General features: G+C 38.9%; 23 protein-coding genes and 1 pseudogene. 10 read left to right on the top strand and 14 right to left on the bottom strand.

What is annotated here, in order from left to right:
* Position 1 precedes the first annotated feature (1 nt).
* The 4 genes from A3K93_RS05780 to accC all read left to right on the top strand — a co-directional run bounded on the left by A3K93_RS05780 (position 2) and on the right by accC (position 3,888).
* Positions 2-940 (top strand): phosphatidate cytidylyltransferase, encoded by a 939-nt coding sequence (locus tag A3K93_RS05780; protein ID WP_067729760.1) that lies wholly within the window; start codon positions 2-4, stop codon positions 938-940.
* A gap of 676 nt (positions 941-1,616) precedes the next feature.
* Positions 1,617-2,072, top strand: coding sequence for a type II 3-dehydroquinate dehydratase (gene aroQ, locus A3K93_RS05775; RefSeq protein ID WP_067729758.1), 456 nt, complete (start codon positions 1,617-1,619; stop codon positions 2,070-2,072).
* Between the two features lie 16 nt (positions 2,073-2,088).
* A complete protein-coding gene (gene accB / locus A3K93_RS05770; protein WP_067729756.1) occupies positions 2,089-2,505 on the top strand; it encodes an acetyl-CoA carboxylase biotin carboxyl carrier protein in 417 nt (138 codons plus the stop codon).
* Between the two features lie 18 nt (positions 2,506-2,523).
* Positions 2,524-3,888, top strand: a complete 1,365-nt coding sequence (accC, locus tag A3K93_RS05765) for an acetyl-CoA carboxylase biotin carboxylase subunit (RefSeq protein ID WP_067729754.1) — start codon at positions 2,524-2,526, stop codon at positions 3,886-3,888.
* Between the two features lie 51 nt (positions 3,889-3,939).
* Here accC and A3K93_RS05760 read toward each other — a convergent pair whose 3' ends face one another.
* The gene (locus A3K93_RS05760; RefSeq protein WP_067729752.1) at positions 3,940-4,401 is read right to left on the bottom strand and encodes a hypothetical protein; all 462 of its coding nucleotides are present in this window, start codon (positions 4,399-4,401) and stop codon (positions 3,940-3,942) included.
* 259 nt (positions 4,402-4,660) lie between these two features.
* Between A3K93_RS05760 and A3K93_RS05755 the strand changes: the two genes are divergently transcribed.
* Together A3K93_RS05755 and A3K93_RS05750 are read left to right on the top strand one after the other, a co-directional pair.
* Entirely contained in the window at positions 4,661-6,088 is a 1,428-nt protein-coding gene (locus A3K93_RS05755) for a GGDEF domain-containing protein (RefSeq protein WP_067729750.1), read from the top strand.
* Positions 6,089-6,135: 47 nt separating this feature from the next.
* Positions 6,136-7,623, top strand: a complete 1,488-nt coding sequence (locus tag A3K93_RS05750) for an amidase (protein ID WP_067729748.1) — start codon at positions 6,136-6,138, stop codon at positions 7,621-7,623.
* Between the two features lie 36 nt (positions 7,624-7,659).
* Here A3K93_RS05750 and A3K93_RS05745 read toward each other — a convergent pair.
* From A3K93_RS05745 to A3K93_RS05730, 4 genes and pseudogenes are all read right to left on the bottom strand, one after another.
* A pseudogene (locus A3K93_RS05745) lies at positions 7,660-8,819 on the bottom strand (MFS transporter).
* Between the two features lie 97 nt (positions 8,820-8,916).
* Entirely contained in the window at positions 8,917-9,681 is a 765-nt protein-coding gene (locus A3K93_RS05740) for an IS5 family transposase (RefSeq protein WP_067727941.1), read from the bottom strand.
* A gap of 125 nt (positions 9,682-9,806) precedes the next feature.
* Positions 9,807-9,998, bottom strand: coding sequence for a hypothetical protein (locus A3K93_RS05735; protein ID WP_067729746.1), 192 nt, complete (start codon positions 9,996-9,998; stop codon positions 9,807-9,809).
* A gap of 487 nt (positions 9,999-10,485) precedes the next feature.
* Positions 10,486-10,716, bottom strand: a complete 231-nt coding sequence (locus tag A3K93_RS05730) for a hypothetical protein (protein WP_067729744.1) — start codon at positions 10,714-10,716, stop codon at positions 10,486-10,488.
* Between the two features lie 203 nt (positions 10,717-10,919).
* Between A3K93_RS05730 and A3K93_RS05725 the strand changes: the two genes are divergently transcribed.
* A complete protein-coding gene (locus tag A3K93_RS05725; protein ID WP_067729742.1) occupies positions 10,920-11,408 on the top strand; it encodes a CinA family protein in 489 nt (162 codons plus the stop codon).
* Between the two features lie 69 nt (positions 11,409-11,477).
* On the opposite strand, the gene prpC is transcribed toward A3K93_RS05725, so the two are convergent.
* Positions 11,478-12,605, bottom strand: a complete 1,128-nt coding sequence (prpC, locus tag A3K93_RS05720; protein WP_067729740.1) for a bifunctional 2-methylcitrate synthase/citrate synthase — start codon at positions 12,603-12,605, stop codon at positions 11,478-11,480.
* 4 nt (positions 12,606-12,609) lie between these two features.
* Entirely contained in the window at positions 12,610-13,494 is an 885-nt protein-coding gene (gene prpB, locus A3K93_RS05715) for a methylisocitrate lyase (RefSeq protein WP_067729738.1), read from the bottom strand.
* A gap of 220 nt (positions 13,495-13,714) precedes the next feature.
* Here prpB and A3K93_RS05710 point away from each other — a divergent pair, with 220 nt between their 5' ends.
* The 3 genes from A3K93_RS05710 to A3K93_RS05700 all read left to right on the top strand — a co-directional run bounded on the left by A3K93_RS05710 (position 13,715) and on the right by A3K93_RS05700 (position 15,954).
* Positions 13,715-14,365, top strand: a complete 651-nt coding sequence (locus tag A3K93_RS05710) for a TetR/AcrR family transcriptional regulator (protein WP_067729736.1) — start codon at positions 13,715-13,717, stop codon at positions 14,363-14,365.
* Between the two features lie 114 nt (positions 14,366-14,479).
* A complete protein-coding gene (argF, locus tag A3K93_RS05705; protein ID WP_067729734.1) occupies positions 14,480-15,400 on the top strand; it encodes an ornithine carbamoyltransferase in 921 nt (306 codons plus the stop codon).
* 89 nt (positions 15,401-15,489) lie between these two features.
* Positions 15,490-15,954 (top strand): hypothetical protein, encoded by a 465-nt coding sequence (locus A3K93_RS05700; protein ID WP_067729732.1) that lies wholly within the window; start codon positions 15,490-15,492, stop codon positions 15,952-15,954.
* A gap of 9 nt (positions 15,955-15,963) precedes the next feature.
* On the opposite strand, the gene A3K93_RS05695 is transcribed toward A3K93_RS05700, so the two are convergent.
* The 7 genes from A3K93_RS05695 to A3K93_RS05665 form a co-directional block, all read right to left on the bottom strand.
* On the bottom strand, positions 15,964-16,323 hold the full coding sequence (locus A3K93_RS05695) for a YnfA family protein (protein WP_227509883.1): 360 nt from the start codon (positions 16,321-16,323) through the stop codon (positions 15,964-15,966).
* Between the two features lie 71 nt (positions 16,324-16,394).
* Positions 16,395-18,671 (bottom strand): ATP-dependent Clp protease ATP-binding subunit ClpA, encoded by a 2,277-nt coding sequence (gene clpA / locus A3K93_RS05690; protein WP_067729730.1) that lies wholly within the window; start codon positions 18,669-18,671, stop codon positions 16,395-16,397.
* 9 nt (positions 18,672-18,680) lie between these two features.
* Complete coding sequence (gene clpS / locus A3K93_RS05685; RefSeq protein WP_067731680.1) at positions 18,681-19,094, bottom strand: ATP-dependent Clp protease adapter ClpS; 414 nt, start codon at positions 19,092-19,094, stop codon at positions 18,681-18,683.
* Between the two features lie 17 nt (positions 19,095-19,111).
* Positions 19,112-19,864, bottom strand: a complete 753-nt coding sequence (locus A3K93_RS05680) for a DUF6776 family protein (RefSeq protein ID WP_067729728.1) — start codon at positions 19,862-19,864, stop codon at positions 19,112-19,114.
* Between the two features lie 75 nt (positions 19,865-19,939).
* Positions 19,940-20,989, bottom strand: coding sequence for an N-acetyl-gamma-glutamyl-phosphate reductase (gene argC, locus A3K93_RS05675; protein WP_067729726.1), 1,050 nt, complete (start codon positions 20,987-20,989; stop codon positions 19,940-19,942).
* A 198-nt stretch (positions 20,990-21,187) separates the two neighbouring features.
* Entirely contained in the window at positions 21,188-22,783 is a 1,596-nt protein-coding gene (locus A3K93_RS05670; RefSeq protein ID WP_067729724.1) for a rhodanese-like domain-containing protein, read from the bottom strand.
* Between the two features lie 76 nt (positions 22,784-22,859).
* Complete coding sequence (locus A3K93_RS05665; RefSeq protein ID WP_067729722.1) at positions 22,860-23,852, bottom strand: aliphatic sulfonate ABC transporter substrate-binding protein; 993 nt, start codon at positions 23,850-23,852, stop codon at positions 22,860-22,862.
* Positions 23,853-24,026 lie beyond the last annotated feature (174 nt).

The following is a 24,026-nucleotide window of genomic DNA, read 5'->3' as shown; positions in this document are numbered from 1 at the left end:
GATGACCAATCATCAATCCACTTTTCTACTGTTTGCTATATTTGCGGTCATTCTGATTATTGCCTCAACGATTGCATCTATTATCCGCCGCAAACACAAAGTTCAGCCTTCACCTGTCGTGGAAAATCTCGTTGCCCGAATTAATGCTTGGTGGGTGATGCTGATTGTCTTGGGGATTGCCATTTTCTTAGGTAAGGCAGCTTTTATTATTTTGTTTGGGCTGATTTCGCTCTTTGCTCTCAGAGAATTTATCAGTTTATTGCCTACACGGATGGGAGATTATCTCCCACTTCTGATCGCTTTTTATTTTGTTATTCCTTATCAATATTATTTGGTCTATATAGATTGGTACGGGTTGTATTCAATCTTTATTCCCCTTTATGTATTTTTATTGCTACCCATTGCCAGCTTAAAAACTGAAGACACGATGCGTTTTCTTGAGCGTTCGTCAAAAATCCAATGGGGTTTAATGGTTAGCGTGTTCTGTATTTCGCACGTTCCCGCATTACTCAATCTCAAATTACCTGGCTTTGAGGGTGAAAAAATTTGGTTGGCGATTTGGCTCATTATGGTGGTGCAAGCCTCAGACGTATTGCAGTATGTCTGCGGTAAATTATTTGGCAAACACAAAGTCGCACCTCGGCTTTCTCCCTCTAAAACGATTGAAGGACTTTTAGGCGGTATATTACTTGCGACGCTACTCGGTGTGGCAATGTCATGGCTGACACCTTTTAACTATCTTCAAGCTGCAGGTATTGGATTAGTCATTTGTATTTTTGGTTTTTTTGGTGGCTTAGTCATGTCAGCAATCAAACGCGACCGCGGGGTCAAAGATTGGGGACAAATGATACAAGGACATGGTGGAATGTTAGATCGTATAGATTCTATTTGTTTTTCTGCACCGATCTTCTTTCATATCCTACGTTACTGGTGGTCTTAGTCTATTGCTACTTCAAAATTTCAACAGCTTATGCCACCTATAAAACATTGACCCGTTAAATTGTTTTGTATGAAGTGAAATAAAATGAACATTGAGTTGGCTTAAATAAAAATTAAGTTCTTAAATACAAAATAAATAAAATTGTCTGGAACTCATGAAATTGCTCACAAGAACAAAGTAAGTATTTTAGAACCAGAATTAGATTCACCAGTATTTCATAATTTATAGAATATATTTTATTTTCAAATATTTAATTTAAATGAAAGCATATCCTTATCTTTATTTTATCTGTATTTCAATTTTTTTAAGCATTGTAAAATTTGTGACGAACTGACAAAAATATATTATTCAAAGACAAATTGTCGTGCTAATCTGATCAAAATAAAAACAGTTAGGATGTTTTAGGTTCGTTTCATTTCTTTAGTTACAAAAATGCGATTAAACCTTTTTGCCAATCCTGCTTACAATACATAAACAATGCAAATTAGAAGAAATGTCATTTTTTAACATTGCTAAATCGCTGCAAGTTTTTCATTATAGTGTCCACATTTTGCAGTTAATTTCTTAACCACTTATAAGAAATTTTCGAAAAAACCTCGATTTTTGTGCAATAATGATCAAACTTTGCAAGCATCTTGCAAAGTTTCATTAACAATTTCTTATTGGAGCATGCTGAATGAGTTCGACCATTTTGGTCATTCATGGACCGAATCTTAATTTGCTAGGACAGCGAGAACCGGAAGTTTATGGTCACCTAACTCTAGATGATATCAATCAGCAGCTTGTCTCTCAGGCGAATCAAGCCCAAATTTCTCTTGATACGTTCCAAAGTAATTGGGAAGGTGCGGTTGTAGACCGTATCCACCAAGCACAAAAAGATGGCGTTGAATACATCATTATTAATCCAGCAGCATTAACACATACCTCTGTTGCTGTACGTGATGCTCTACTTGGCGTAGCAATTCCATTTATCGAAGTGCATTTATCCAATGTACATGCACGCGAAGCATTTCGTCATCACTCGTATTTGTCCGATAAAGCGATTGGTGTGATCTGTGGTTTAGGTGCAAAAGGTTATGTAGCCGCACTCGACTACGTCATTGAAAAAATTCAATCTTCTAAGCAATCTTAATTAGGAATACTGTCTCATGGATATCCGTAAAATCAAGAAACTCATCGATTTGATGATTGAATCTGACTTACAGGCGATCGAAGTTAAAGAAGGCGATCAATCGATTGCATTAACTCGTCGTAATCCAGTTGTTGCAGCAGCTGTTCCTGCAATGCCTGCACCAGCTGCTGATGTCCCTGCAGCAAAATCACCACGTGGTGCTGTGGAAAAATCTCCGATGGTTGGTGTGTTCTATGCAGCACCAAGTCCAGGCGAAGCAAATTTTGTTAAAGTTGGTCAAACTGTTGCGGCAGGTGAAACCCTCGGTATTATCGAAGCAATGAAAATCATGAACCCGATTGAAGCAACTCAAAGCGGCGTGATTGAAGAAATTTTAGTGAAAAACGGCGAAGTGATTCAATTTGGTCAACCACTTTTCCGCTACCGCGCCTAATCACCTCGGGGATTTAAAATGTTGCAAAAAGTTTTAATTGCAAACCGCGGTGAGATTGCATTACGCATTACCCGTGCTTGCAAAACTTTGGGTATTAAGACCGTTGGTGTCTACTCAGATGCAGACAAAGATCTCATGCATTTACGCTTCTGCGATGAAGCGGTATGTATTGGTCCGGGTGCAAGTAGCGATAGCTATTTGAATATTCCAGCCATTATCACAGCGGCAGAAATCACAGGGGCGGATGCCATTCACCCTGGTTATGGTTTCCTATCAGAAAATGCTGAATTTGCTGAAATTGTCGAAAACTCTGGCTTTATCTTTATTGGTCCACGTCCTGAACATATTCGACTAATGGGGAACAAAGTTTCTGCTATTACCGCGATGCGTAAGGCAGGTGTTCCTACAGTTCCAGGTTCTGCTCATGCAGTGACAACCAACAATGCGGTGGCTGAAGCAAAACAAATTGGCTTCCCATTAATCGTGAAAGCAGCTTCTGGTGGTGGTGGTCGTGGTATGCGTATTGTTGAACGCCTCGATACCCTACTTGAATCTGTTCAAGCAGCACAACGTGATGCTGAAATGTGGTTCGGCGACGACACCGTGTATATGGAACGTTTCCTCCAAAAACCACGCCACGTTGAAGTGCAAATTTTAGGTGATGGTAATGGTCATGCAATTCACTTGTACGATCGTGACTGTTCATTACAGCGCCGCCATCAAAAAGTGCTTGAAGAAGCACCAGCTCCAAACCTACCTGAAAAAGCGCGTGCAGATATTTTAGAAGCCTGCGTGAATGCATGTAAGATGATGCAATACCGCGGTGCGGGTACTTTCGAATTCTTATTTGAAGATGGTGAATTCTTCTTTATTGAAATGAATACACGTGTTCAAGTTGAACACCCTGTAACTGAAATGGTAACAGGCGTTGATATTATTGAACAACAGCTTCGTGTTGCAGCAGGTCTAGGTCTGAATATCGAACAAGACGATATTAAGTTACATGGTCACGCGATCGAATGTCGTATCAATGCTGAAGATCCTTCAACATTTATGCCATCACCGGGTAAGATTGAAAGCTTCTACGCCCCAGGCGGTGCAGGTATTCGTTTAGATTCACATATTTATCCAGGTTATAGCATTCCACCGTATTACGACTCTATGATTGCAAAACTTATTGCACATGGTAAAGATCGTGAAACGTCTATTGCCCGTATGAAACAAGCATTAGATGAGATCATTTTGACAGGAATCAAAACCAATATTCCACTTCATAAAGATCTTATTCTTCAAGATGAAAACTTCTGTGCACAAGCAATGGATATCCATTATCTTGAAACACATTTGTTAAAGCAACTTGAAGGTGCTGAAGAAAAATCTTAATTTTTCTTTATATAAAAACCGCTGATGATCAGCGGTTTTTTATTGGAATACTTAAGGTAAAACACGCTTTAGCGTGGCAAAACACTGTTCGCCTTTTTCATTCACACAAAAATCAATCGTGGTTGGATTTTTCCATTTGACGAAATATTGACTGATTTCCCCTGTTTGGTCTTCCTGATTTCCAGAGCAGTCTTTTTCATTGTTGTCATATTTAACTTGTAATACTAATGCTGGGATTTCTTGGGTTGGATCCGATACAGGTTGATAGTTATAGATACCTGATGACCATTCTTCGCCACTCTTAATAATTACACTGTTATTCGCTTTAAAATTGTAGTACTCAATACATTGATTATTTGGCTTAATTTGCATGCCCCACAACCCGGTAATTTCAGGACGTGTCACTACTTTAAAGGTATTGGGTACATCCGCCTTAACCGTATTTTTTTGATCTGTAGCCAACACAAAAGATGAACTTAATATACAGAGTAAAGACAAACCTATTCTTTTCATATTTTAGCGATCAATAAAAAAGTTTTTATGAATTTAACATAGTTTTAAACGATGTATCGGATTGATTCAAGTCATTCATTATTCCTTTCATACTTTCATCTGAAATACGTTCTAAACCATTTCTTTTTAAAACTTTATTGTATATATTTTGTACTTAAATCGTTTCTTTAAATATTTCAGAAACTAACAAGTAAGATTAAAACAAAAATACTGCATAGAAACCGCGGTTTTTATAGATATTTATTTTAAGGATAAACACTTGCGATTAGCAGAAATTAAAAAGCTGCAAATTGACCCTGAGACACATGCATATTTGCTGATTTCTTTTTTGGTGCTCATCTGCAGTCTATTTGGTATAGCGACTCGTCCAATCGAGCATCTGGCATTTCTTTGGCCGGCAAATGCTGCTTTACTTGCTGTTTTTCTACGTTTTCCAAATTTAAATCTAAAAGGTGGTTGGCTCGGCGCATTCAGTGGCTATATGTTTGCCGACCTATTGACGGGCAGTTATTTCACCTTGTCACTTTTTTTGACTTTATCCAACTTAATTAGTGTTATTGTATCTTTGTTTTTTATACGTTTTTTTAACATCAACTATAAATACTACAATACAGGTTTTACTTTTATTCATTTATTTGGAATTTTTGCTTTTGCAGGCTGTTTAGCCAGTGCCGCTTTTGCAGTATTTACATTGCCCAATGTATCTGGCTCATTTATGACGAAAGCCAACCTATGGCATGATTTTGCCATGTGGTGGACTGGCGAAATGGTGAATTACATTCTCGTCTTGCCTTTAGTCCTGGCATTTCCACGACAAAAAGAAATACGACATTATTTTAAAAATCGCCGTCAGCGTAGACATAAAGCGACATACTACTTACCCATATTCAGCATTTTGCCCTGTGTCATCCTTACGCATATGTTTGTCGGGCCAGGCTCGCTCCTTTATCCTTTAGCTGCATTAATATGGGTTGCTTTAACCTATCGATTGTTTACGGTCACCCTGTTAAATGCGTTTGTTGTACTTATGAGTTATCACAGCTTAACGCAGTATTATCTTGACCAAATGACTGGGATCGATTCTGCAACATTTATTTCCATTCGTATTGGACTATTTATGTTGGCGCTCTCCCCTCTAATTCTTTGCATTATTAGTCAAAATAGAAATGAATTATTTAAACGTATTTTATATTTGGCGAATCATGACAGCCTCACCCGTACGATGAACCGGCATTACTTTTTTCAGGAAGGTGAAAATCGGCTGAAGCAAGCAAAAAAATTATCGTTTTCAGTGATTATGCTCGATATCGATCATTTTAAACGCTTGAATGACCAATATGGTCATCATATGGGTGATCAGGTTTTACAACAATTTGTTGAGTTAGTGCGAGTTAATTTACGCTCGAATGATTTGTTTGCACGCATTGGTGGTGAAGAATTTGTCATCTTGCTTTGGGATATTGATCCTGGAGAAGCACAATATATTGCTGAGCGGATACGTGATATCGTTGAAAAAACACCAATTTACCAAGCTACTGGAAAGCCATTACACATTACAGTCAGCTTGGGCATTTTGCATCGTGAAGCACCACAAACCCAAGATCTACAGGTTTTAATCAATCAAGCAGATAAAGCACTTTATAAGGCGAAACACCTTGGGCGTAACCAGGTCGTGCTTGCTTCTTAAACAGGTTTTATATACAAATAAGGCTTATCTTACGCTAAGGATCAGCGATGCAATTAAAAGAATATTTACAATATGATGGTCTAGGACTTGCGGAACTTGTGGCAAAGAAGCAAGTTTCAGCAAAAGAATTGCTGCAAGTCGCATTAGCACGTGCGGAACAAACTAAAACTTTGAACTGCATTACTATTTCCATGCAGGATTATGCGGAAACACGTGCAAAAACTCATTTAACTGGTCCTTTTGCAGGTGTACCCTTTTTAGTCAAAGATTTATATCAAGAGTATGAAGGATATCCTTCGACTTATGGTTGTAAAGCATTTAAACGCTTAGGCTATATAGCAGAAACCACCTCTGAAATTGTGCATCGCTGGAACAATGCAGGCATTATCACCTTTGGTCGTACCAATACGCCTGAGTTTGGCATTAAAGGCATTACCGAACCCGATGCTTGGGGCACGTGTAAAAACCCTTGGAACCTCAAACATAATAGTGGTGGCTCCTCAGGCGGCTCTGCATCAGCCGTTGCTGCAGGAATTGTCCCTTTAGCCGGTGCCAGTGATGGTGGTGGCTCAATTCGTATTCCGGCTTCTTACTGTGGTTTATTTGGTTTAAAACCTAGTCGAGGACGTACACCATGGGGACCACACACCAGTGAGGCTATGCACGGCGCAGCCATGCAACATGTGTTAACCAAATCGGTGCGTGACAGTGCTGCAATGCTCGATGCCACACAGGGTGAAGATGCTCATTCATTATTTAAAATCCCTGCACCACATGAAAGTTACTTAAAAACCATTCAAAGACCGCCGAAGAAATTACGTATTGGTTTTTGTATAGAGTCACCCATTGACACCAAAATTTCTGAGGATGCAAAAGCTGCGGTCTTACATACGGCGAAGTTACTGACACAGCTAGGACATGATGTGGTTGAAGCCAAGCCCGCAATTGATGGTATGAGCCTTGCCAAAGATTTTATTGTGACGTGGTTTAGTCAGTTTACTTACGCTATGGATCAAATTCGTAAAACGGTCAAAGTCACTGACGCTGACTTTGAACTCGATTCTTTAGCAATTGAAGCCTTTGGTGCACGGACTACAGCCACTCAGTATTTACATACTCTTGAACAATGGGGAACCTATGTTGCCCAAATGAATACCTTTTTCAGCCAATACGATTTATTTTTATTGCCTGCCACTGCATCCGTTGCACCTAAAAATGGTGAAGTCAAAACCCCAAGTTGGCAAAAGCCCATCCTTAAAGGCTTACTAAAACTTGGCAAAGCGCATATTTTGGCAGAAGGTAAGTTAGTTGAGCAGATGATTCGGGAAAATCTGAAATGGGTACCCTTTACACAGCTTGCCAACATTACTGGCCTACCCGCTATGTCAGTTCCTTTATATTGGAATAAAGCAGGTTTACCTTTAGGTTCGCAGTTTATCGCGCCTTTTGCCCGTGAGGATGTGTTATTGCAACTCGCAGTACAACTAGAACAAGCACAGCCGTGGTGGTGGCGCTATCAAGAAATTAAAATCTAATATCAACAGCCCTTAAGTGATTAAGGGCTTTTTAAATTAGACTGTATTGGCTATTTTATGTGGCAGTTTATGGACGAATACAAGTCCCATTAAACAGGCTAGACCAGCCAATATAAAGATACTCTGTCCCCCAGAATATCCCAATACTGTCCTGCCAATATACTACCCATTGCCACGCCTAAGCCCCACATGGTGCTATACAAGGCTTGCCCTCGCCCTTGTTGCCCTGCACTAAAATTTTGGAAAATAATGCGCATCGCAATCATATGAAATAGACCAAAACTAAAGGCATGCACCGTTTGTGCTAAAAATTGTAATATAAATGAGTGCGCAAACAGTCCCACCATACACCAACGCATCGCGGTTAAAATCAAACAAAGACTCACCAACCCGCGCCAGCTATAATGCTGTAGTAAACTTGCTGCATAGGCAAACATGATAATTTCAGCAATTACCCCGACAGACCATAGCATCCCAATTTCTGTGGTGCTATATCCAACTTGATGTAAATAATTGCTGTAAAAACTATAAAACGGCGCATGTGAAAATAATAAAATCAGTTCAATAGCAAAAAATGCAGCGACAACTGGACGTTTAAGAATGGGGAAAATCGATTCTAGATTTTTTTGTGATGTCGGCGCACCTGTAGGCTCTTTAATACTAAACGACCAAATAAATGTCAGGACAGCAATACTCAGTAACATGACAGGTAAATATTGAATGTCTACCACATCTAAAATGGCACCAATGGCAAATACCCCAACAATAAAGCCAATGGAGCCCCATTTACGTACTTTGCCATATAGTCTTTCGCGCTCATCACCGAGCCAAAACAGTGTGACCCCTTCGAACTGTGCCAATATTGCATTTTGGAAAAAGCTAAAAATCAACATCAGTAATGCAATGGATTGGAAGTCATTGGGAATAACAAAAATGATCAGCCAAATAAATGCTTCGACCCATGTTGCAATGCGGACTAATAACATGCGTTTGCCAGATTTATCAGCAATCCAGCCCCAGATAAATGGTGCAAAAAAACGAGTAATGATGGCTAAGGAGGAAAGCAGCCCAATCTCTTGATAGTTAAAACCTTGATCCTCGAGGTACAAATTCCAAAATGGCATGAAGGTACCAACAATGGAATAGTAGAAAAAATAAAATCCACCGAGTTTGGTCTGATTCGCAAGATGCAACATTGAAGTCAATTTATTTAAATGTAAGCATTTATTATATTGCCTTTATCTATCTACATTATCCCTTTTATTCTTTCTTAAATTAGGGTCTGTTGACATTTCAAGTATAGAATTTACCCGATAAAGGTAGCCAAATAAATACACAAGCTAATGCAACTGCACCCTCATAGCTACACTTTAGCTTATCATATCGTGTTGCTATTCCTCTGAACTGCTTTAACCTACAAAATGCATTCTCAACTAAGTGCCTGATTTTATATAAATACCAATCCATATGGTCATTATTTGACTGTGTATTTGATTTTCTTGGAATATTAGCTTTAGTTTTTTTCGCAGATATTTGTTCCCTTAATGATTCAGAGTCATATCCCTTGTCTGCACAACATACTTCCGTTTCACTCAAATCCAGTTTTTCAATCATTTTTGGAGCAATCTTGACGTCATGCGTCGTTCCATCGGAGATAATAATTTCAATTGGATTGCCATCTGCATCAACAGCTAAGTGTATTTTAGAACTATTTCCACCAATGCTTTTAGAAATATCCTGATCTTTTATTCCAGCAGAATGTTGGTGTGCCCGAACATGACTACCGTCAATAAAAACCCATTCCATATCAGCATTTGAAGAAATTAATTTAAATACTTTCATTAGCTTATCATTTTTACACCAACGATTATATTTTTTAAATATTGAGTTATACGAACCAAATTCTTTAGGCAAATCACGCCAAGGACAGCCTGTTCTTATTCTATAAAGTATGGCTTCGACAAAATTTCTCAAATTAGATTTGAAATAGATATCAAAATTTCGGAAAATAGAAAGTAACTTAGACCAGTGTTGATCATTCAGCATTGTACGAGGCATAGCGAGAGTAAAATTGGGTTTGGCGATTTAATTTTACTACCTCGCTATTTTTTTAAGCAACAAATGTCAACAGACCCTAAATTTAGACGATAAAAAAGCCCTCGATTGAGGGCTTTTTTTAATTATTAGCGTTGTTGGTTTTGCTGATCCTGTTGATCACGTTGATGTTGGCTCTGGTTTTGGTCTCTCTGACCTTGATGGTTGGGTTGTTGTTGCTGCTGTTGATCTTGTTGATTCTGTTGTCTTTGATTTAAATTCTGTTGGTCTTGTTGCTGTTGGTTTGGAATACCCTGTTGATTACGTTCTTGATTAGACATGTTCGTACTCCTCTAGTTCGAATGAACATCCTAAACCTATTTTTATTGTTTTCATCTGATCTACTGTTACAACATAATTCAATGTAATCTAGATATCGCTAAGCTACTGAAATAGCATCCACTCAGTAACATTTAAAACATATTTAACGTAAATATTCACTCATTTTAATAGAGGCAAATAAGATCAATTTAATCAATCAACATTTGATATTTAAACTGGATTTATAAAGTAGAAATAAGCGACTAAAAATATAAGAACTACAAGAGAGATAACTAAATAGGTAGAAGTGGTATTAAAACCATTTAAAAATTTTAAAATATTCATAAATATGGTGCTACTAAATAAAACACCGACAAAATAATAATGTTCCAGTTAATTTTCCAGTTTTAATCCTCTATTTTTACATAAATAAACATTATTGCAAAATAAGTTTAAATATCACACATCAAAGACTAAGCGCTAGCCTTTGATGCTGACATACTGGCCTTAGATCACAACAACTTTGACAATAATCGTTTGGGTGTCTTCATTTTCCTCAGCCAGATAGATTCGTTTTAACTCTTTACTTTTGACTTTAAGTTTTAAATTTTGATACTCAAATGTACTCGGGATTTGATCAAAATACTGACCATCTGCTTCAATTTCTTCTTGATATAAAGGCGTTCCTAGTTGGTAATCTAAACTTTTAAGGACAACATATTTAACTGTAGTTTTCATTCATTTAACCCACTTTCGTTATGCACTTTATTTTTATTTTTACCATTTATTGCGCGGTGTGAAAACCTTTAATTTCTGAAACTGATCAGTGTTTAGACAAACAATTCATGACGCATACAAACTTAAACACGGATTGTATTTTGAATTTTATTTACTTATCTTAGAGTATGTTTTTCATACAAACTTGTAAATAATAGCAATATATGTCAATTATTAAACAGTGCTGTGCTGAATTAGAACAATTAACCCTTAAAATCGCGTTCATTGAGAGTGCCAGCTCAGGTTATTTGTGCAATCAGATCTCAATCTATAAAAATAGTGGTGCTGAAATTTTACTTGGTGGTTTAGTCAGTTATGATGCTAATATTAAGCAACAAATTCTTCATATTCCTCAAACACTCATTGAGCAATACACACCTGAATCAGCAGAAGTCACACAGGCGATGGCTGAACGCGGCAAGGTACTTTTTAAAGATGCAGATTTGGTTGTCGCTTGTACAGGTCTACTAAAGCCTGGAGGAAGTGCTACGGCTGAAAAGCCTGAAGGAACTTTTTTTATTTGTATCAACTATCATAATCGTTTTTATCCGTTTCGCTACCTCATCAATGGCACAGCGCAGCAACGATTAGATGCATTAACTAAACTCATGGCACAAGAAATACTTAATATTATTCAGCATCCTCATTCTTAAGCTAAATTAATAAAAATAAGTCGTAAAAAAGACCTCTAATTTGGAGGTCTTTTTTATAACTACAGAAAATTAACGCTGCGTAATTGGGATAACTTTACGCAATTCAGGACCTGTATAGTCTGCGCTCGGACGAATAATACGATTATCTGCACGTTGTTCCATCACGTGCGCTGCCCAACCTGTTACGCGTGACATCACGAAAATTGGCGTGAACAGCTTGGTTGGAATGCCCATAAAGTGATAGGCAGATGCATGGAAAAAGTCAGCATTACAGAACAGCTTCTTCTCGCGCCACATGACTTCTTCGCAACGTACAGATACTGGATACAACACGGTATCATCCACATCCTGTGCCAGTTTTTCTGACCAGACTTTAATAATCTCATTACGTGGGTCACTGTCTTTATAGATCGCATGACCAAAGCCCATAATTTTTTCTTTACGCTCAAGCATCCCCAACATTTCACGTTCAGCTTCTTCAGGGGATCTCCAGTTCTCAATCATCTCCATCGCAGCTTCGTTGGCACCGCCGTGTAGTGGACCACGCAGTGAACCAATAGCACCAGTAATGCATGAATGTAAATCAGATAAAGTCGATGCACAGACACGTGCAGTAAATGTCGATGCATTAAACTCATGCTCAGCGTAAAGAATTAATGAAACATTCATCACTTGTTCATGTAATGCATTTGGTTTTTCACCGCGGAGTAAATGCAAGAATTGTGCACCGATTGAATCATCATCAGTATTTTCTTCAATACGTACACCATCATGGCTATAGCGATACCAATAACAAATAATCGCTGGCAAGGTCGCCAAAATACGATCTGCAACATCTTGCTGTTCAGCAAAGTTTTGCTCGGTTTCCAAATTACCTAGCATCGATACACCTGTACGCATCACATCCATTGGATGTGAGTCAGCAGGAATACGTTCCAAGACTTCTTTTAAAGCTTGCGGTAACCGACGTAAAGATTTGAGTTTAGCTTTATAATCAGCCAATTGTTGAGATGTAGGGAGTTCGCCAAAGAAAATCAAATAAGCCACTTCTTCAAATTGGCAATGCTCAGCTAAATCTTTGACATCATAACCACGATAAGTCAAACCTGCGCCACTTTTACCTACGGTAGATAATGCTGTTTTCCCTGCAACTTGACCACGTAATCCAGCGCCTGTGAGTACTTTTCCTTCAGCCATTGTTTTAATTCTCCTGCTTAAACAGTTTATCTAATGTATTTTCAAAGCTGTGATAATCTAAAAATTCATATAGTTCTTTTCTTTGTTGCATCTTATCAAGAACATGGATTTGTGTCCCATGTTGACGTACAGATTGCATGACTTCTAAGGCAGCTTTTTGCATTGCACGCGTTGCAGTCAAAGGATATAGCACCATGCGAATCCCTTGTTCAGCAAGCTCATCGACGGTGTAATAAGGTGTATCACCAAATTCAGTTAAATTCGCAAGGACAGGTACACCAACCGCTTCACAAACGGTTTTATACATGGTGATATCTGTCATTGCTTCAGCGAAAATCGCATCTGCACCCGCTTCCACACATGCACAAGCACGATCAATTACCGCTTGTAAGCCTTCTTTTTGCAAAGCATCAGTACGTGCCATAACCACAAAATCGGAATCTGTTTTTGCATCCACGGCGGCTTTCACGCGATCTACCATTTCTTGTTGTGTCACGATTTCTTTATTAGGACGGTGACCACAGCGTTTTTGTGCCACTTGATCTTCAATATGTACTGCAGCAGCACCCGCAGCAATCATCTGCTTAACAGAGCGTGCAATATTGAATGCACCACCCCATCCTGTATCGATGTCAACCAAAAGTGGCGTATCCACTCGTTCCGTGATCCGTCGAACATCTTCAAGGACATTGTCTAAACTGGTCATACCTAAGTCAGGTAAGCCATAAGAGTAGTTTGCGACACCAGCACCAGAAACATAAATAGCCTTGTAACCGACTTGGGTTGCCATCATGGCTGAATAGGCATTCACTGTACCCATAATTTGTAGCGGGCGTTCTTGTTCGAGTGCTTGTCTAAATCTCAAACCTGCAGACGTTTTTTGTGTCATAGTCCTTTCCACAGTTTCACTATAATTATTGAATTTCGAGTATACCCATTTGTACCCATCAGACCATGACCAAATAGAATAAATACTCTAAAACTTTAGTCAAATATTCCACTATTTATTTATGCTTATTCTCAACATAGTGAAGATGGTCTTTTCACATCATGTGCTCACAACTTTGCTATAATAGCAACTAAATTTCTAAATCTTAGATACTTCTTTTATGCATGAACACGTTCAGCTTGAGCCTTTAGCCAAAGACGTCCCACAAACCAAGCGTGGACATGAACGCTGTCTTGCACTTTTGCTCTCAGCCACTGAGCTTTTTTTAGAACGTGGTTATGACAATGTTTCCTTAGATGACATCGTGAATCACGCTGGCGGCTCTAAAGCATCCATTTATAAGTATTTTGGGAATAAAGCAGGTCTATTTAAGGCAATTTGTGATTACCGTCGGGAGAAGTTCTTTGCAGATATAAATGTACATACTGAAGATACCAACTGTGATTTACGCCAACATCTGATTGATACTTTATTAAACTTTTATTGCCATATTCTTGAACCTGAAAATGCAGCATTTATGCGGCTGATTTTGGAACAAAGTCAACGCGACCCTGATATTGCCCTGCATATTCACGAACGTGGTCCTGTACATATTCAACAATCAATTGCGTATTTCTTAGAAACAGCTCACTTACAAGGTTTACTGCACTGTGAAAATCCGCTTTTTTCAGCACAGCTTTACTTTGGTATTTTAAGAAATTTGGAATGGCGTATTTTAATGGGTATTCCACCGCACGAAACAGATCAAGAAATAATCAATTACATCAGTTATTGTGTCGATCGCTTCTTAGACGCTCATCAAAAACGCTAGTTATTTTTGAAATTTGATATTCATATAGTATATTAGCTGATTCCGTATTTTTTCTTAACTAACCAACAACTGATTGTTGATGATTTATTTTCAGCGATTATTGTGGAGTAACTGATGGCTCTCCGTCACTTTCTAACTTTACGTGATTTATCGACTTTAGAACTTAACCAAATTTTGCAACGTGCGATTGAACTCAAACGTAAGCAGCATAACAATGAAGTTTTCCAACCATTTGTTGGTAAAGTCATGGGTATGATTTTTGAAAAATCGAGTACTCGTACACGTGTTTCGTTTGAAGCTGGCATGAGCCAATTTGGCGGTAGCGCGATCTTCCTTTCATCACGTGACTCACAATTGGGTCGTGGTGAACCGGTTGAAGATTCTGCTCGCGTTATTTCAAGCATGCTTGATATCGTCATGATTCGTACTTTTGGTCATGACATCGTTGAACGTTTTGCATCTTACTCAAAAGTTCCAGTAATCAATGCTTTAACAGATGACCACCACCCTTGTCAGTTACTTGCAGACATGCAAACGTATATTGAGCATCGTGGTTCAATTGAAGGCAAAACTGTAGCTTGGATTGGCGATGGCAACAATATGTGTAATTCATATATTGAAGCAGCGCATATGTGGGGCTTTAAACTTAAAATTGCTGCACCAAAAGGCTATGAGCCACAAGAAAAATTCCTTTCTGAATTTGCTCACTGTGTAGAATTAGTTGAATCTGCAGAAGATGCAGCTGTCAATGCAGATTTGATCGTGACTGACGTTTGGGCAAGTATGGGTCAGGAAGAAGAACAAAAAATCCGTGAGAAAGCCTTTGCTGATTACCAAGTCAATGAACGCTTAATGGATCTAGCTCATCCAGATTGTTTATTTATGCACTGCTTACCTGCGCACCGTGGTGAAGAAATTTCAGAAAATATGCTTGATCACAAAAATGCAGTTGTTTGGGATGAAGCTGAAAACCGCCTTCATGCTCAAAAAGCTTTGGTTGAATTTTTACTGAATGAAAACCTAAAAAAAGACTAATTCATTAGTCTAAATCAAAGCACCTTCGGGTGCTTTTTTTATATGCAATTGATTATACTGAAAACAGAATATTATAAAGTGATAACAATATGTCTATGAAAATTGCAGCACTGGGTTTGGTTTGCAGTATAGCTTCACTAAGCCTACAAGCCTCTGACTTTGATACTTATTTACAAGATAAGAAGATTTTAAATGCACAATATCAGATACAAGATAGAAAGCAACTAAATGAAATTCTTGAGGTTTTATCTGCTGAAGACTCTAAAACCTTACCGATTAAAATTGATGAGAATTTAATTATTGAGCAATTTTCCCTGACAGCCAATCATTCTGAAATTAAAGGTCTGATCATTACTCCTGACTTTAGCCAGTTTGAACAAGAAATGGGGACAAAGGAAGTTAAAAAACTGATTCACCATCACCTGCAAAAGAATTGCAGCATTTTTTATGAGCATCAGTACCAACGACAAAATCCTTATAAAGTTGAATTTAAACTCAGTTCACCTGAAAAGTCTTATGAACTCGAACTAAAACAACAAGATTGCAAACTCTAACTATTAACTTTAGCGCACAAAACCTTGTGGCTGCAGAATAATCAGCAGTGCACCTGCCATGACGATACATCCACCCAGAAAGTCCCAACGGGTCAGTGCAATTTGATCAACATAACGTAGCCATAAGAGTGCTGAACAAATATAGATACCACCATAAGCGGCATAAATACGTCCAGATGCAGCAGGATGTAATGTCAGTAACCAGACAAATGTAGCCAGAGCCAATATGGTTGGAATCCATAGCCACTGACTACGCCCCTGATTTAAAATTAGATAAGGAAAATAACACCCCAGTATTTCCATCAAAGCCGTCAGAAAAAATAATCCTACGGTGACCATAAGTTTAGTCAATGAAAAATCAGTCATCATCTTTTTTAATTCTACTCAAATGAAATATACAAAAAAACCCGTGTAAACACGGGTTTTTCTCTTTGAAAATTTTAAGCAGGTTCAGCCGTAGAATCTTCAAATACTTCAAGATTTAAACCTACTGCTTTGCCATTTTCTTTCTTCACAGATACAGCAACATTACCGCCGTTTTCTGCAAGTTCACCAAACAGAATCATTTCAGCAAGTGGTTTCTTCAAATGTTCCTGAATTAGACGTTGCATTGGACGAGCACCCATCAAGCGGTCATAGCCATTTTCAGCCATCCATTCACGAGCAGATTGATCCACTTCCAGAATAACTTTCTTCTCATCCAATTGTGCTTGAAGCTCTGTCAGGAACTTATCCACGACATTTTCAATGATTGTGGTCTGCAGTGCTTTAAATTGAATCACACCATCTAAACGGTTTCGGAACTCTGGTGAGAATGCTTTTTTCATTGCCTCTTGGTTATCATTGCTATTGTCTTGATCCATAAAACCAATGCTGACACGAGAAATACTTTCCGCACCAATATTCGTAGTCAGAACCAATACCACATTACGGAAATCTGACTTACGACCGTTATTATCGGTTAACGAGCCATGATCCATAATTTGTAATAACAGGTTAAACACATCTGGATGCGCTTTTTCAATTTCATCCAAGAGTAGAACACAATGTGGATTTTTATGAATCGCATCAGTCAGCAAACCACCCTGGTCGAAACCAACATAACCTGGAGGTGCACCAATTAAACGGGATACTGCGTGACGTTCCATATACTCAGACATATCGAAACGAACAAGCTCTACACCCATAAGTTTGGCAAGCTGCTTGGTGACTTCAGTTTTACCAACACCAGTAGGACCAGCAAATACAAAACTACCCACTGGTTTATCTGGCGACTTCAAGCCAGCACGAGACAGTTTAATCGCTGAAGCGAGTGCTTCAATTGCTTCGTCTTGACCAAAGACTACACGTTTCAGATCACGTTCAAGATTTTCTAAAACTGTCTTATCATCTTTAGATACAGTTTTTGGTGGAATACGTGCAATTTTAGACACAATGTCTTCAATGTTTTCAACAGTAATTAAAGTATCTTCTTGCTCAGCTTTAAGACGGCGCTGCGCGCCTGCTTCATCAATGACATCAATGGCTTTATCGGGCAAGAAACGATCATTAATAAACTTCGCCGATAACTCTACCGCAGACACCAAAGCTTGATCGTCATATTGAACTGAATGGAATTCTTCGAACTTGGTTTTTAAACCACGTAAAATGTCGATTGTTTCAGTGATTGATGGCTCATTGACATCAATTTTTTGGAAACGACGAGACAAGGCATGATCTTTTTCGAAAACTTGACGATATTCTTGGAACGTTGTTGAACCGATGCAGCGTAAAGAACCATTAGCTAAAGCAGGCTTGATGAGGTTCGATGCGTCCATAGTGCTACCCATGCTAGAGCCTGCACCGATGATCATATGAATTTCATCAATGAACAGTACTGCATCTGGTTTCTTCTTTAAAGCATTTAAAAGTTGTTTTAAACGCTTTTCAAAATCACCACGATATTTAGTACCTGCAACCAAAGCACCAATATCTAAGCTATAGATTTCAGCATTTTCAAGTGGTTTCGGTGCTTTACCATTCACAATCAACCACGCTAACCCTTCAGCAATCGATGTTTTACCTACACCTGGATCACCTACTAGCAGCGGGTTATTTTTACGACGGCGACATAGAATTTGTGCAGCTCGTTCAATCTCTTTTTCGCGTCCAATCAATGGATCGGTTTTACCTTTTTGCGCTTCAATATTGAGATTTGTCGTGTAAAGATCGAGTGGCCCCGAAGAACTAGAAGAAGTTGACTCACCATCGAGTTCTTCAATTTCTTCTTCAGCTTGAACTTCTTCTTTACGTGTACCGTGAGCCAAATATTGGGTTAAGGTCAAACGATTGATTTGATGACGTTTTAACAGATAAACCGCAAAAGAATCACGCTCAGAATACATTGCAACTAAGATATCCGCACCTTCTACAGTACGATCTCCACCGCTCGATTGAACGTGGAAAATGGCACGCTGTAAAATGCGGTCAAAACTCTCAGTCGGATGTGGGGCTTGTTCGTTATTTTCACCCAATTTAGGGGTATGTTGTTCGACGTATTCTTCAAGTTCTTTTCGAAGCACAATAATATCTGCACCGCATGCTTTTAATGCATTTACAGCAGAATCATTGTCAAGTAATGCCAATAATAAATGTTCTACAGTCAGGAACTCATGTCTCTTCTGACGAGCCATGCTTACAGCCAAACGTAGTGATACTTCTAATTGACGACTGAGCATGCAACCCCCTTAATCTTTAGGCTCGATTTGGCACAATAAAGGATGACCTTGGTATCGAGCGTAATTATTGACTTGGTTCGCTTTGGTCTCTGCAATGTCTCTTGGATAGACCCCAGCAACACCTTTTCCTTCATAATGTACAGTTAGCATTACTTGTGTGGCTTGGTCAAGATTCATTGCAAAGTATTGTTGTAAAATTTCGATTACAAACTCCATTGGGGTGTAATCATCGTTCAATAAAACAACAGCATACATGGGCGGTCGTTTAATTTCTGGTGGTGCCGTTTGCACTGCAATGTCAGAATCTTCATCATCAAAAGATTCATTTTCTAGGCGCGGATTTAGATGCCAGTCAATTATACCAGACTGGAAAAAAGAATTCTGAATGTCGCTTAGAGACATATGACGCTTGTTGCTTGGCATAAAATTAATATTCACACTTAATTTGCATTTGCGGCTGTTTGAGGAATTTCAGACAAAAATGCAGATTGGTTTTCGATTGGTTTACCCTGACCCCAACTGAAGCGACGTGCCACAGGTTTAGAACCACCGGATAAGCGAACTTCAACGAATTGTGGAACAAAGCCTTTTGGCATCGTCCAACGACCTGTAAGACGCTCAAAATTTTCAAAATTAAAGTTTTTATCTTCAAGTGGTACAACCAAAATTTCGGTACCCTTGATTAAACGTATTTCGACTGTACCTGTAGCACGCGCACGATTTGGGCTCACTTGAACTAAATCAAGGTGATATTCAAAGGCATTTTCAGGCAGTGGTTTAATACCTAAATGCTGAACTGCCAATGCAATCCCACCACGTTGGCGTAAAATTTCACGATAAATCACACTTAAGCTTTCAGCTTGTGCATATTCATCACGTGCAACTTTCATCGCGGTATACAGGTCATTTGAATTACTTACAGCGAGATCACGTTCCTGAACGGCTGCATTATAGTTTTTATTCAATGTTTCTAGGCTGGCTTTCTGCTTTTGCACCACTTCAACCAATTGTTCTGCATCTGCATCGAAACCAACCACAGTGAGACCTTGACGATGTCCAACTGTATAACCTAATAAACCACTGCTGACAGCAATAATAACGCCACCAATAACCAGAGGCATATTGGTTTTCGTCCATGCTTTTTTATCATACTCGTGATAGAGGTTAGTATCGTTTGACTCTTGCTGCGTCATAGTGATCTCTTTTCTTTATTCAAGACACACATTTAAATCGAAATTTAAATGTGTGTGAAGTTCAAATACGTTTTTTTATGGTAATAAACCAATTTGAGTTAAACCAGCATCTTCTTTAAATCCAAACATCAAATTCATGTTTTGAATTGCTTGACCTGCTGCACCTTTTACCAAGTTATCTTGAGCCACTAAAATCACAAGCTTCGTTGGTTGTGGTTTATAAAGTGCAATACGGAGCTGGTTTGCACCACGCACAGAACGTGTTTCTGGTGAACTGCCAGCTGGCATAACATCAACGAATGCTTCGTTAGCATAAAATGCTTCATACAATGCTTGTAAATCAGCTGACTGACCTGCTTCGGTTAAATCAATGTAGATCGTCGACAACATACCGCGGATCATTGGCACCAAATGAGGAACAAATAAGATATGTTCAAACACACCTTTTTGACCTGAGATATTTTCAAGCGCTTCCACAATTTCAGGATGATGACGATGTCCCGCAACGCCATAAGCCTTGAAGTTATCTGCATTTTCAGAATAGATCATGCCAAGACTTGCTTTACGCCCTGCACCTGATACGCCTGATTTAGCATCTATAATAATGCTCTCAGGTTTAACCAAAGCTTCTGCAGATTTTAAAACAGGTGCAAGACCCAATTGAACGGTTGTTGGATAACAACCTGGGTTACCAATCACATTGGCTTGCTTAATTTTTTCACGGTTTAATTCTGAAAGACCATATACAGATTCTTTAAGAAGCGCTGGGCAGGCATGCTCTAAACCATACCATTTTTCAAACTGTTCTAAGTCTTGTAAACGGAAGTCTGCAGCCAAGTCGATGACTTTGGTATTCGCAGCCACTAACTCTTCTGCATGTTTCATAGCCACACCATGCGGTGTTGCAAAAAACACCACATCACATGCTTTTAATACTTCAATATTTAAATCTGAAAATTGAAGATCGGTATGACCACGTAAACTTGGGAACATATCGTCTACGCGGCGACCTGCTTCAGTACGCGAAGTCAGTGTTGTTACTTGTACATTTGGGTGACGTAATAAAAGACGTAAAAGTTCAACGCCTGTATAACCTGTACCACCAACAATACCCACTGAAATCACGATCGCTACCTCTGCATAGATGTTTCTTATATGTAGCTAGTATGACAGGAAGTTCTTATTTTCTGAACTGTTTTGGGGGTAATTGGCTGTTTTATTAGCAGCGAAAGCTGGATCAAATCCAAAATATAAAACTGAACTCCTTCATTTTACATAACCAAACCCATTTCATGAGTTTGGTTATTTCTTTTTTGATTGTGTTTAAACCACAAAGAAGCCGTGTGTGCCATCTTTTTTCAATTGATCTACAAGTCCAAACTCCCAATCCAAATATGCTTGCATTGCTTCACGAGAGTTGTCTGTTCCTTCATAGGGACGTTTATAACGATCAATTTGCGCAGACAATGTAATGACATTATCAGTCACCAATTGAAATCCAGCCGTTTTCCAGCCTGTATTTCCACCTTCAAGTACATAAAGTGTTTGATGTTCCGCTAAGTATGGCTCTATGTCTTCGGCTGCAAACTTGGCTAATACAGATTTACCACATGTCAGCACAATCACGTCTTTGGCTTGCCATTCAGGTTTCTGGATCAATTCAATCGCATCAGCTTTGAGTAACCAAGCAGCATCTGGAATATGTCCTTTTTTATATTGTGCAAAAGGTAGAACATCCCAAATTGCGACATCGCGCTGTTGCTGCAAATCAACAAGTTGCTGTGGTGTAAGGGTTGAAATGGCTTTACTCGCAGGCACATTCGGCTGCCAAGCCCCTTGCTCAGTCAATACTGCACTAAAATCCGTGTCTAAAACATAGACTTCCCAATTCATTTGTCCTAACCACGAAGCTGTCATATAAGCACGTATGAGTTGATCATCAATCAGTACAATACGCGCACCTCTTACAGCAGCATTATGGTCAGTTTCCTGAACCAATTGCCCGCCAGCCACCCATTTTGAACCCGCAAGATGTCCTGTAATATATTCATCTTCATCACGCACATCAAATACATAGGTCGTGCGTGTAGCATCTGCTTTTAATGTATTTAACACATCCAAAGAAATTGTCTTCACCTTGGCACGTTGTGCTAAATCTTTTGCATTTTCTAAAAGTTCAGGTTTCAGCGATGTTTTTTGATCTTTAAAGGATTTCTGTTGACCGTGCGCTAGTTCCTGACCTGCTAAAGTCCAACCAATAGTGCCATTTCGAAGTGCATAAACGGGATGATTAATTTTTGCATTGACCAAAGACTGTGTTCCGATAATGCTTCTTGTACGTCCAGCACAATTGACAATAATCGTCGTATTTTCATCTTTGACTAATGATGGTGCACGTAAAACCAATTCAGCGCCTGGCACACTTTGACCTGTTGGAATACTCATGGTGTTATATTCATCAAAACGGCGTGCATCCAAAATCACGATATTTTCATTCGCATCAATTTTGGCTAGCACTTCTTCAGCACTTAAAGACGGCGTATGTTTAAAATGTTCGACCCATTCACCAAAGGCTTTGGTAGCAGAATTTACATCTATAAATAGCTCACCACCATCACGCTCCCATGCCTGAACTCCCCCTTGCAGGACATGAACTCGGTTATAGCCATAACGTGTCAATTTTTCAAATGCACGTTCTACGCGACCATCTGCATCATCATAAATAACAATCGTGGTATCTAAACGTGGTATACGATTAAGAATTTCTATTTCTAAACGAGAAAGCGAAATATTGGTACTAAACAGCGGATGCGCTTGCGCATAGATATGTTCTTCGCGCAGGTCAACGATTGCAATTTCTTCACCATTGATGAGTTTTTCTCGGATTTGAACAAAATTAAGTTCTGGAATATTTGACATGGAAGATCTCTAAATTTGCTTAGGCTATTTATTTATGCAAGTAAAAAAGCCCCGATTGTTTCGAGGCTTTTACGTATTATTTCAATGGATAAATATCTGACGATTTTGCATCAATCGTATTTGGAATCAGCTTTTCATTAAAGAAAGCATCCGCAATTTTTTGTTGCTCTGGCATGTCATCTAATACGACGCCTTGAACATCATAGCTACGATTTGCATTCGCTTTTAAAACAACTTCTGTTGGTAAATTACCCCATAAAGGTGCAAGGACTTTTGCTGCATCGTCGGGATTTTGTTTTACCCAAGCCGCTTTTTCTTTTAATGCATTGACGATGTCATTTAAGATGGCTGGATTTTCCTGAGCAAATTTATGCCCAGTTAAGTAATAACGTGTATAGCTTGCCAAGCCCTCGCCAGAAGCTAGAATCTTCGCATGTTGCACGACTGTACCACTTGATACATACGGTTCCCATGTTACCCATGCATCGACACCACCATGTTCAAATGCCGCACGACCATCTGCTGGACTTAACCATGCAGGTTCAATATCTTTAAAACTTAAGCCCGCTTTATTTAAAGCAGCAATTAATAGATAGTGACTACCTGCAGCTTTAGTCACTGCAATCTTTTTACCTTTTAAATCTGCAACGGTGTTAATCGAAGAGTTTTGTGGAATCAAAATCGCTTGTGCATTAGGTGATGCTGTTTCTTTTACATAATAAGTGAGATTGGCTTTCGCTGCTTGTGCAAAGACAGGTACGGTGTCAGCAACATCGGCGGTGACATCAATACTGCCAACATTGAGCGCCTCAGCCAGTGGTTGACCACTGGTAAATTCATGCCAGCTGACTTTGACTTTCTTTTCAGCCAGTTGTTGCTCAAGTTCCCCGGTTTCTTTTAATAAAGTCATCAGTGTTGATGAACGTTGATAACCAATGCGCACAGTATCTGCTTTATAGCTTGCTTCTGCAGCAGCCGTTTCAACTTTTGGTGCTTCGCTCTTATTACACGCAGTTAGAAAAATGCTCGATATAAGCGAAAAAGTGAATAATAACTTTGAATGAACCATAAAAATTTTCCACAAAAATGAGTTGAATTACGACTGCTCAGCACTTTGAACTAGACTATGCAACGCCTTATTTTTCGCCATTCTAGAAAAGAGTTTTAGGTTTGAAAAACAATCAAAAGTGATAAGTTATCAAGAATTTATTCGATACTGACTTATATTTTTTTATGCTTTTTT

This window comes from Acinetobacter sp. NCu2D-2 (assembly GCF_001647675.1).
GTDB lineage: Bacteria > Pseudomonadota > Gammaproteobacteria > Pseudomonadales > Moraxellaceae > Acinetobacter.
This window is presented reverse-complemented; position numbering and strand designations above follow the sequence as displayed.

Excerpts from the sequence above, each read along its gene's own strand:
- A3K93_RS05665 (WP_067729722.1), bottom strand. The coding sequence starts at position 23,852 with ATGGTTCATTCAAAGTTATTATTCACTTTTTCGCTTATATCGAGCATT.
- accB (WP_067729756.1), top strand. The coding sequence starts at position 2,089 with ATGGATATCCGTAAAATCAAGAAACTCATCGATTTGATGATTGAATCT.
- A3K93_RS05730 (WP_067729744.1), bottom strand. The coding sequence starts at position 10,716 with ATGAAAACTACAGTTAAATATGTTGTCCTTAAAAGTTTAGATTACCAA.
- argF (WP_067729734.1), top strand. The coding sequence starts at position 14,480 with ATGGCTCTCCGTCACTTTCTAACTTTACGTGATTTATCGACTTTAGAA.
- prpC (WP_067729740.1), bottom strand. The coding sequence starts at position 12,605 with ATGGCTGAAGGAAAAGTACTCACAGGCGCTGGATTACGTGGTCAAGTT.
- A3K93_RS05740 (WP_067727941.1), bottom strand. The coding sequence starts at position 9,681 with ATGCCTCGTACAATGCTGAATGATCAACACTGGTCTAAGTTACTTTCT.
- aroQ (WP_067729758.1), top strand. The coding sequence starts at position 1,617 with ATGAGTTCGACCATTTTGGTCATTCATGGACCGAATCTTAATTTGCTA.
- A3K93_RS05780 (WP_067729760.1), top strand. The coding sequence starts at position 2 with ATGACCAATCATCAATCCACTTTTCTACTGTTTGCTATATTTGCGGTC.
- A3K93_RS05750 (WP_067729748.1), top strand. The coding sequence starts at position 6,136 with ATGCAATTAAAAGAATATTTACAATATGATGGTCTAGGACTTGCGGAA.
- A3K93_RS05710 (WP_067729736.1), top strand. The coding sequence starts at position 13,715 with ATGCATGAACACGTTCAGCTTGAGCCTTTAGCCAAAGACGTCCCACAA.
- prpB (WP_067729738.1), bottom strand. The coding sequence starts at position 13,494 with ATGACACAAAAAACGTCTGCAGGTTTGAGATTTAGACAAGCACTCGAA.
- clpA (WP_067729730.1), bottom strand. The coding sequence starts at position 18,671 with ATGCTCAGTCGTCAATTAGAAGTATCACTACGTTTGGCTGTAAGCATG.
- clpS (WP_067731680.1), bottom strand. The coding sequence starts at position 19,094 with ATGCCAAGCAACAAGCGTCATATGTCTCTAAGCGACATTCAGAATTCT.
- A3K93_RS05700 (WP_067729732.1), top strand. The coding sequence starts at position 15,490 with ATGTCTATGAAAATTGCAGCACTGGGTTTGGTTTGCAGTATAGCTTCA.
- A3K93_RS05735 (WP_067729746.1), bottom strand. The coding sequence starts at position 9,998 with ATGTCTAATCAAGAACGTAATCAACAGGGTATTCCAAACCAACAGCAA.
- A3K93_RS05695 (WP_227509883.1), bottom strand. The coding sequence starts at position 16,323 with ATGATGACTGATTTTTCATTGACTAAACTTATGGTCACCGTAGGATTA.
- A3K93_RS05670 (WP_067729724.1), bottom strand. The coding sequence starts at position 22,783 with ATGTCAAATATTCCAGAACTTAATTTTGTTCAAATCCGAGAAAAACTC.
- A3K93_RS05760 (WP_067729752.1), bottom strand. The coding sequence starts at position 4,401 with ATGAAAAGAATAGGTTTGTCTTTACTCTGTATATTAAGTTCATCTTTT.
- accC (WP_067729754.1), top strand. The coding sequence starts at position 2,524 with ATGTTGCAAAAAGTTTTAATTGCAAACCGCGGTGAGATTGCATTACGC.
- A3K93_RS05680 (WP_067729728.1), bottom strand. The coding sequence starts at position 19,864 with ATGACGCAGCAAGAGTCAAACGATACTAACCTCTATCACGAGTATGAT.
- A3K93_RS05725 (WP_067729742.1), top strand. The coding sequence starts at position 10,920 with ATGTCAATTATTAAACAGTGCTGTGCTGAATTAGAACAATTAACCCTT.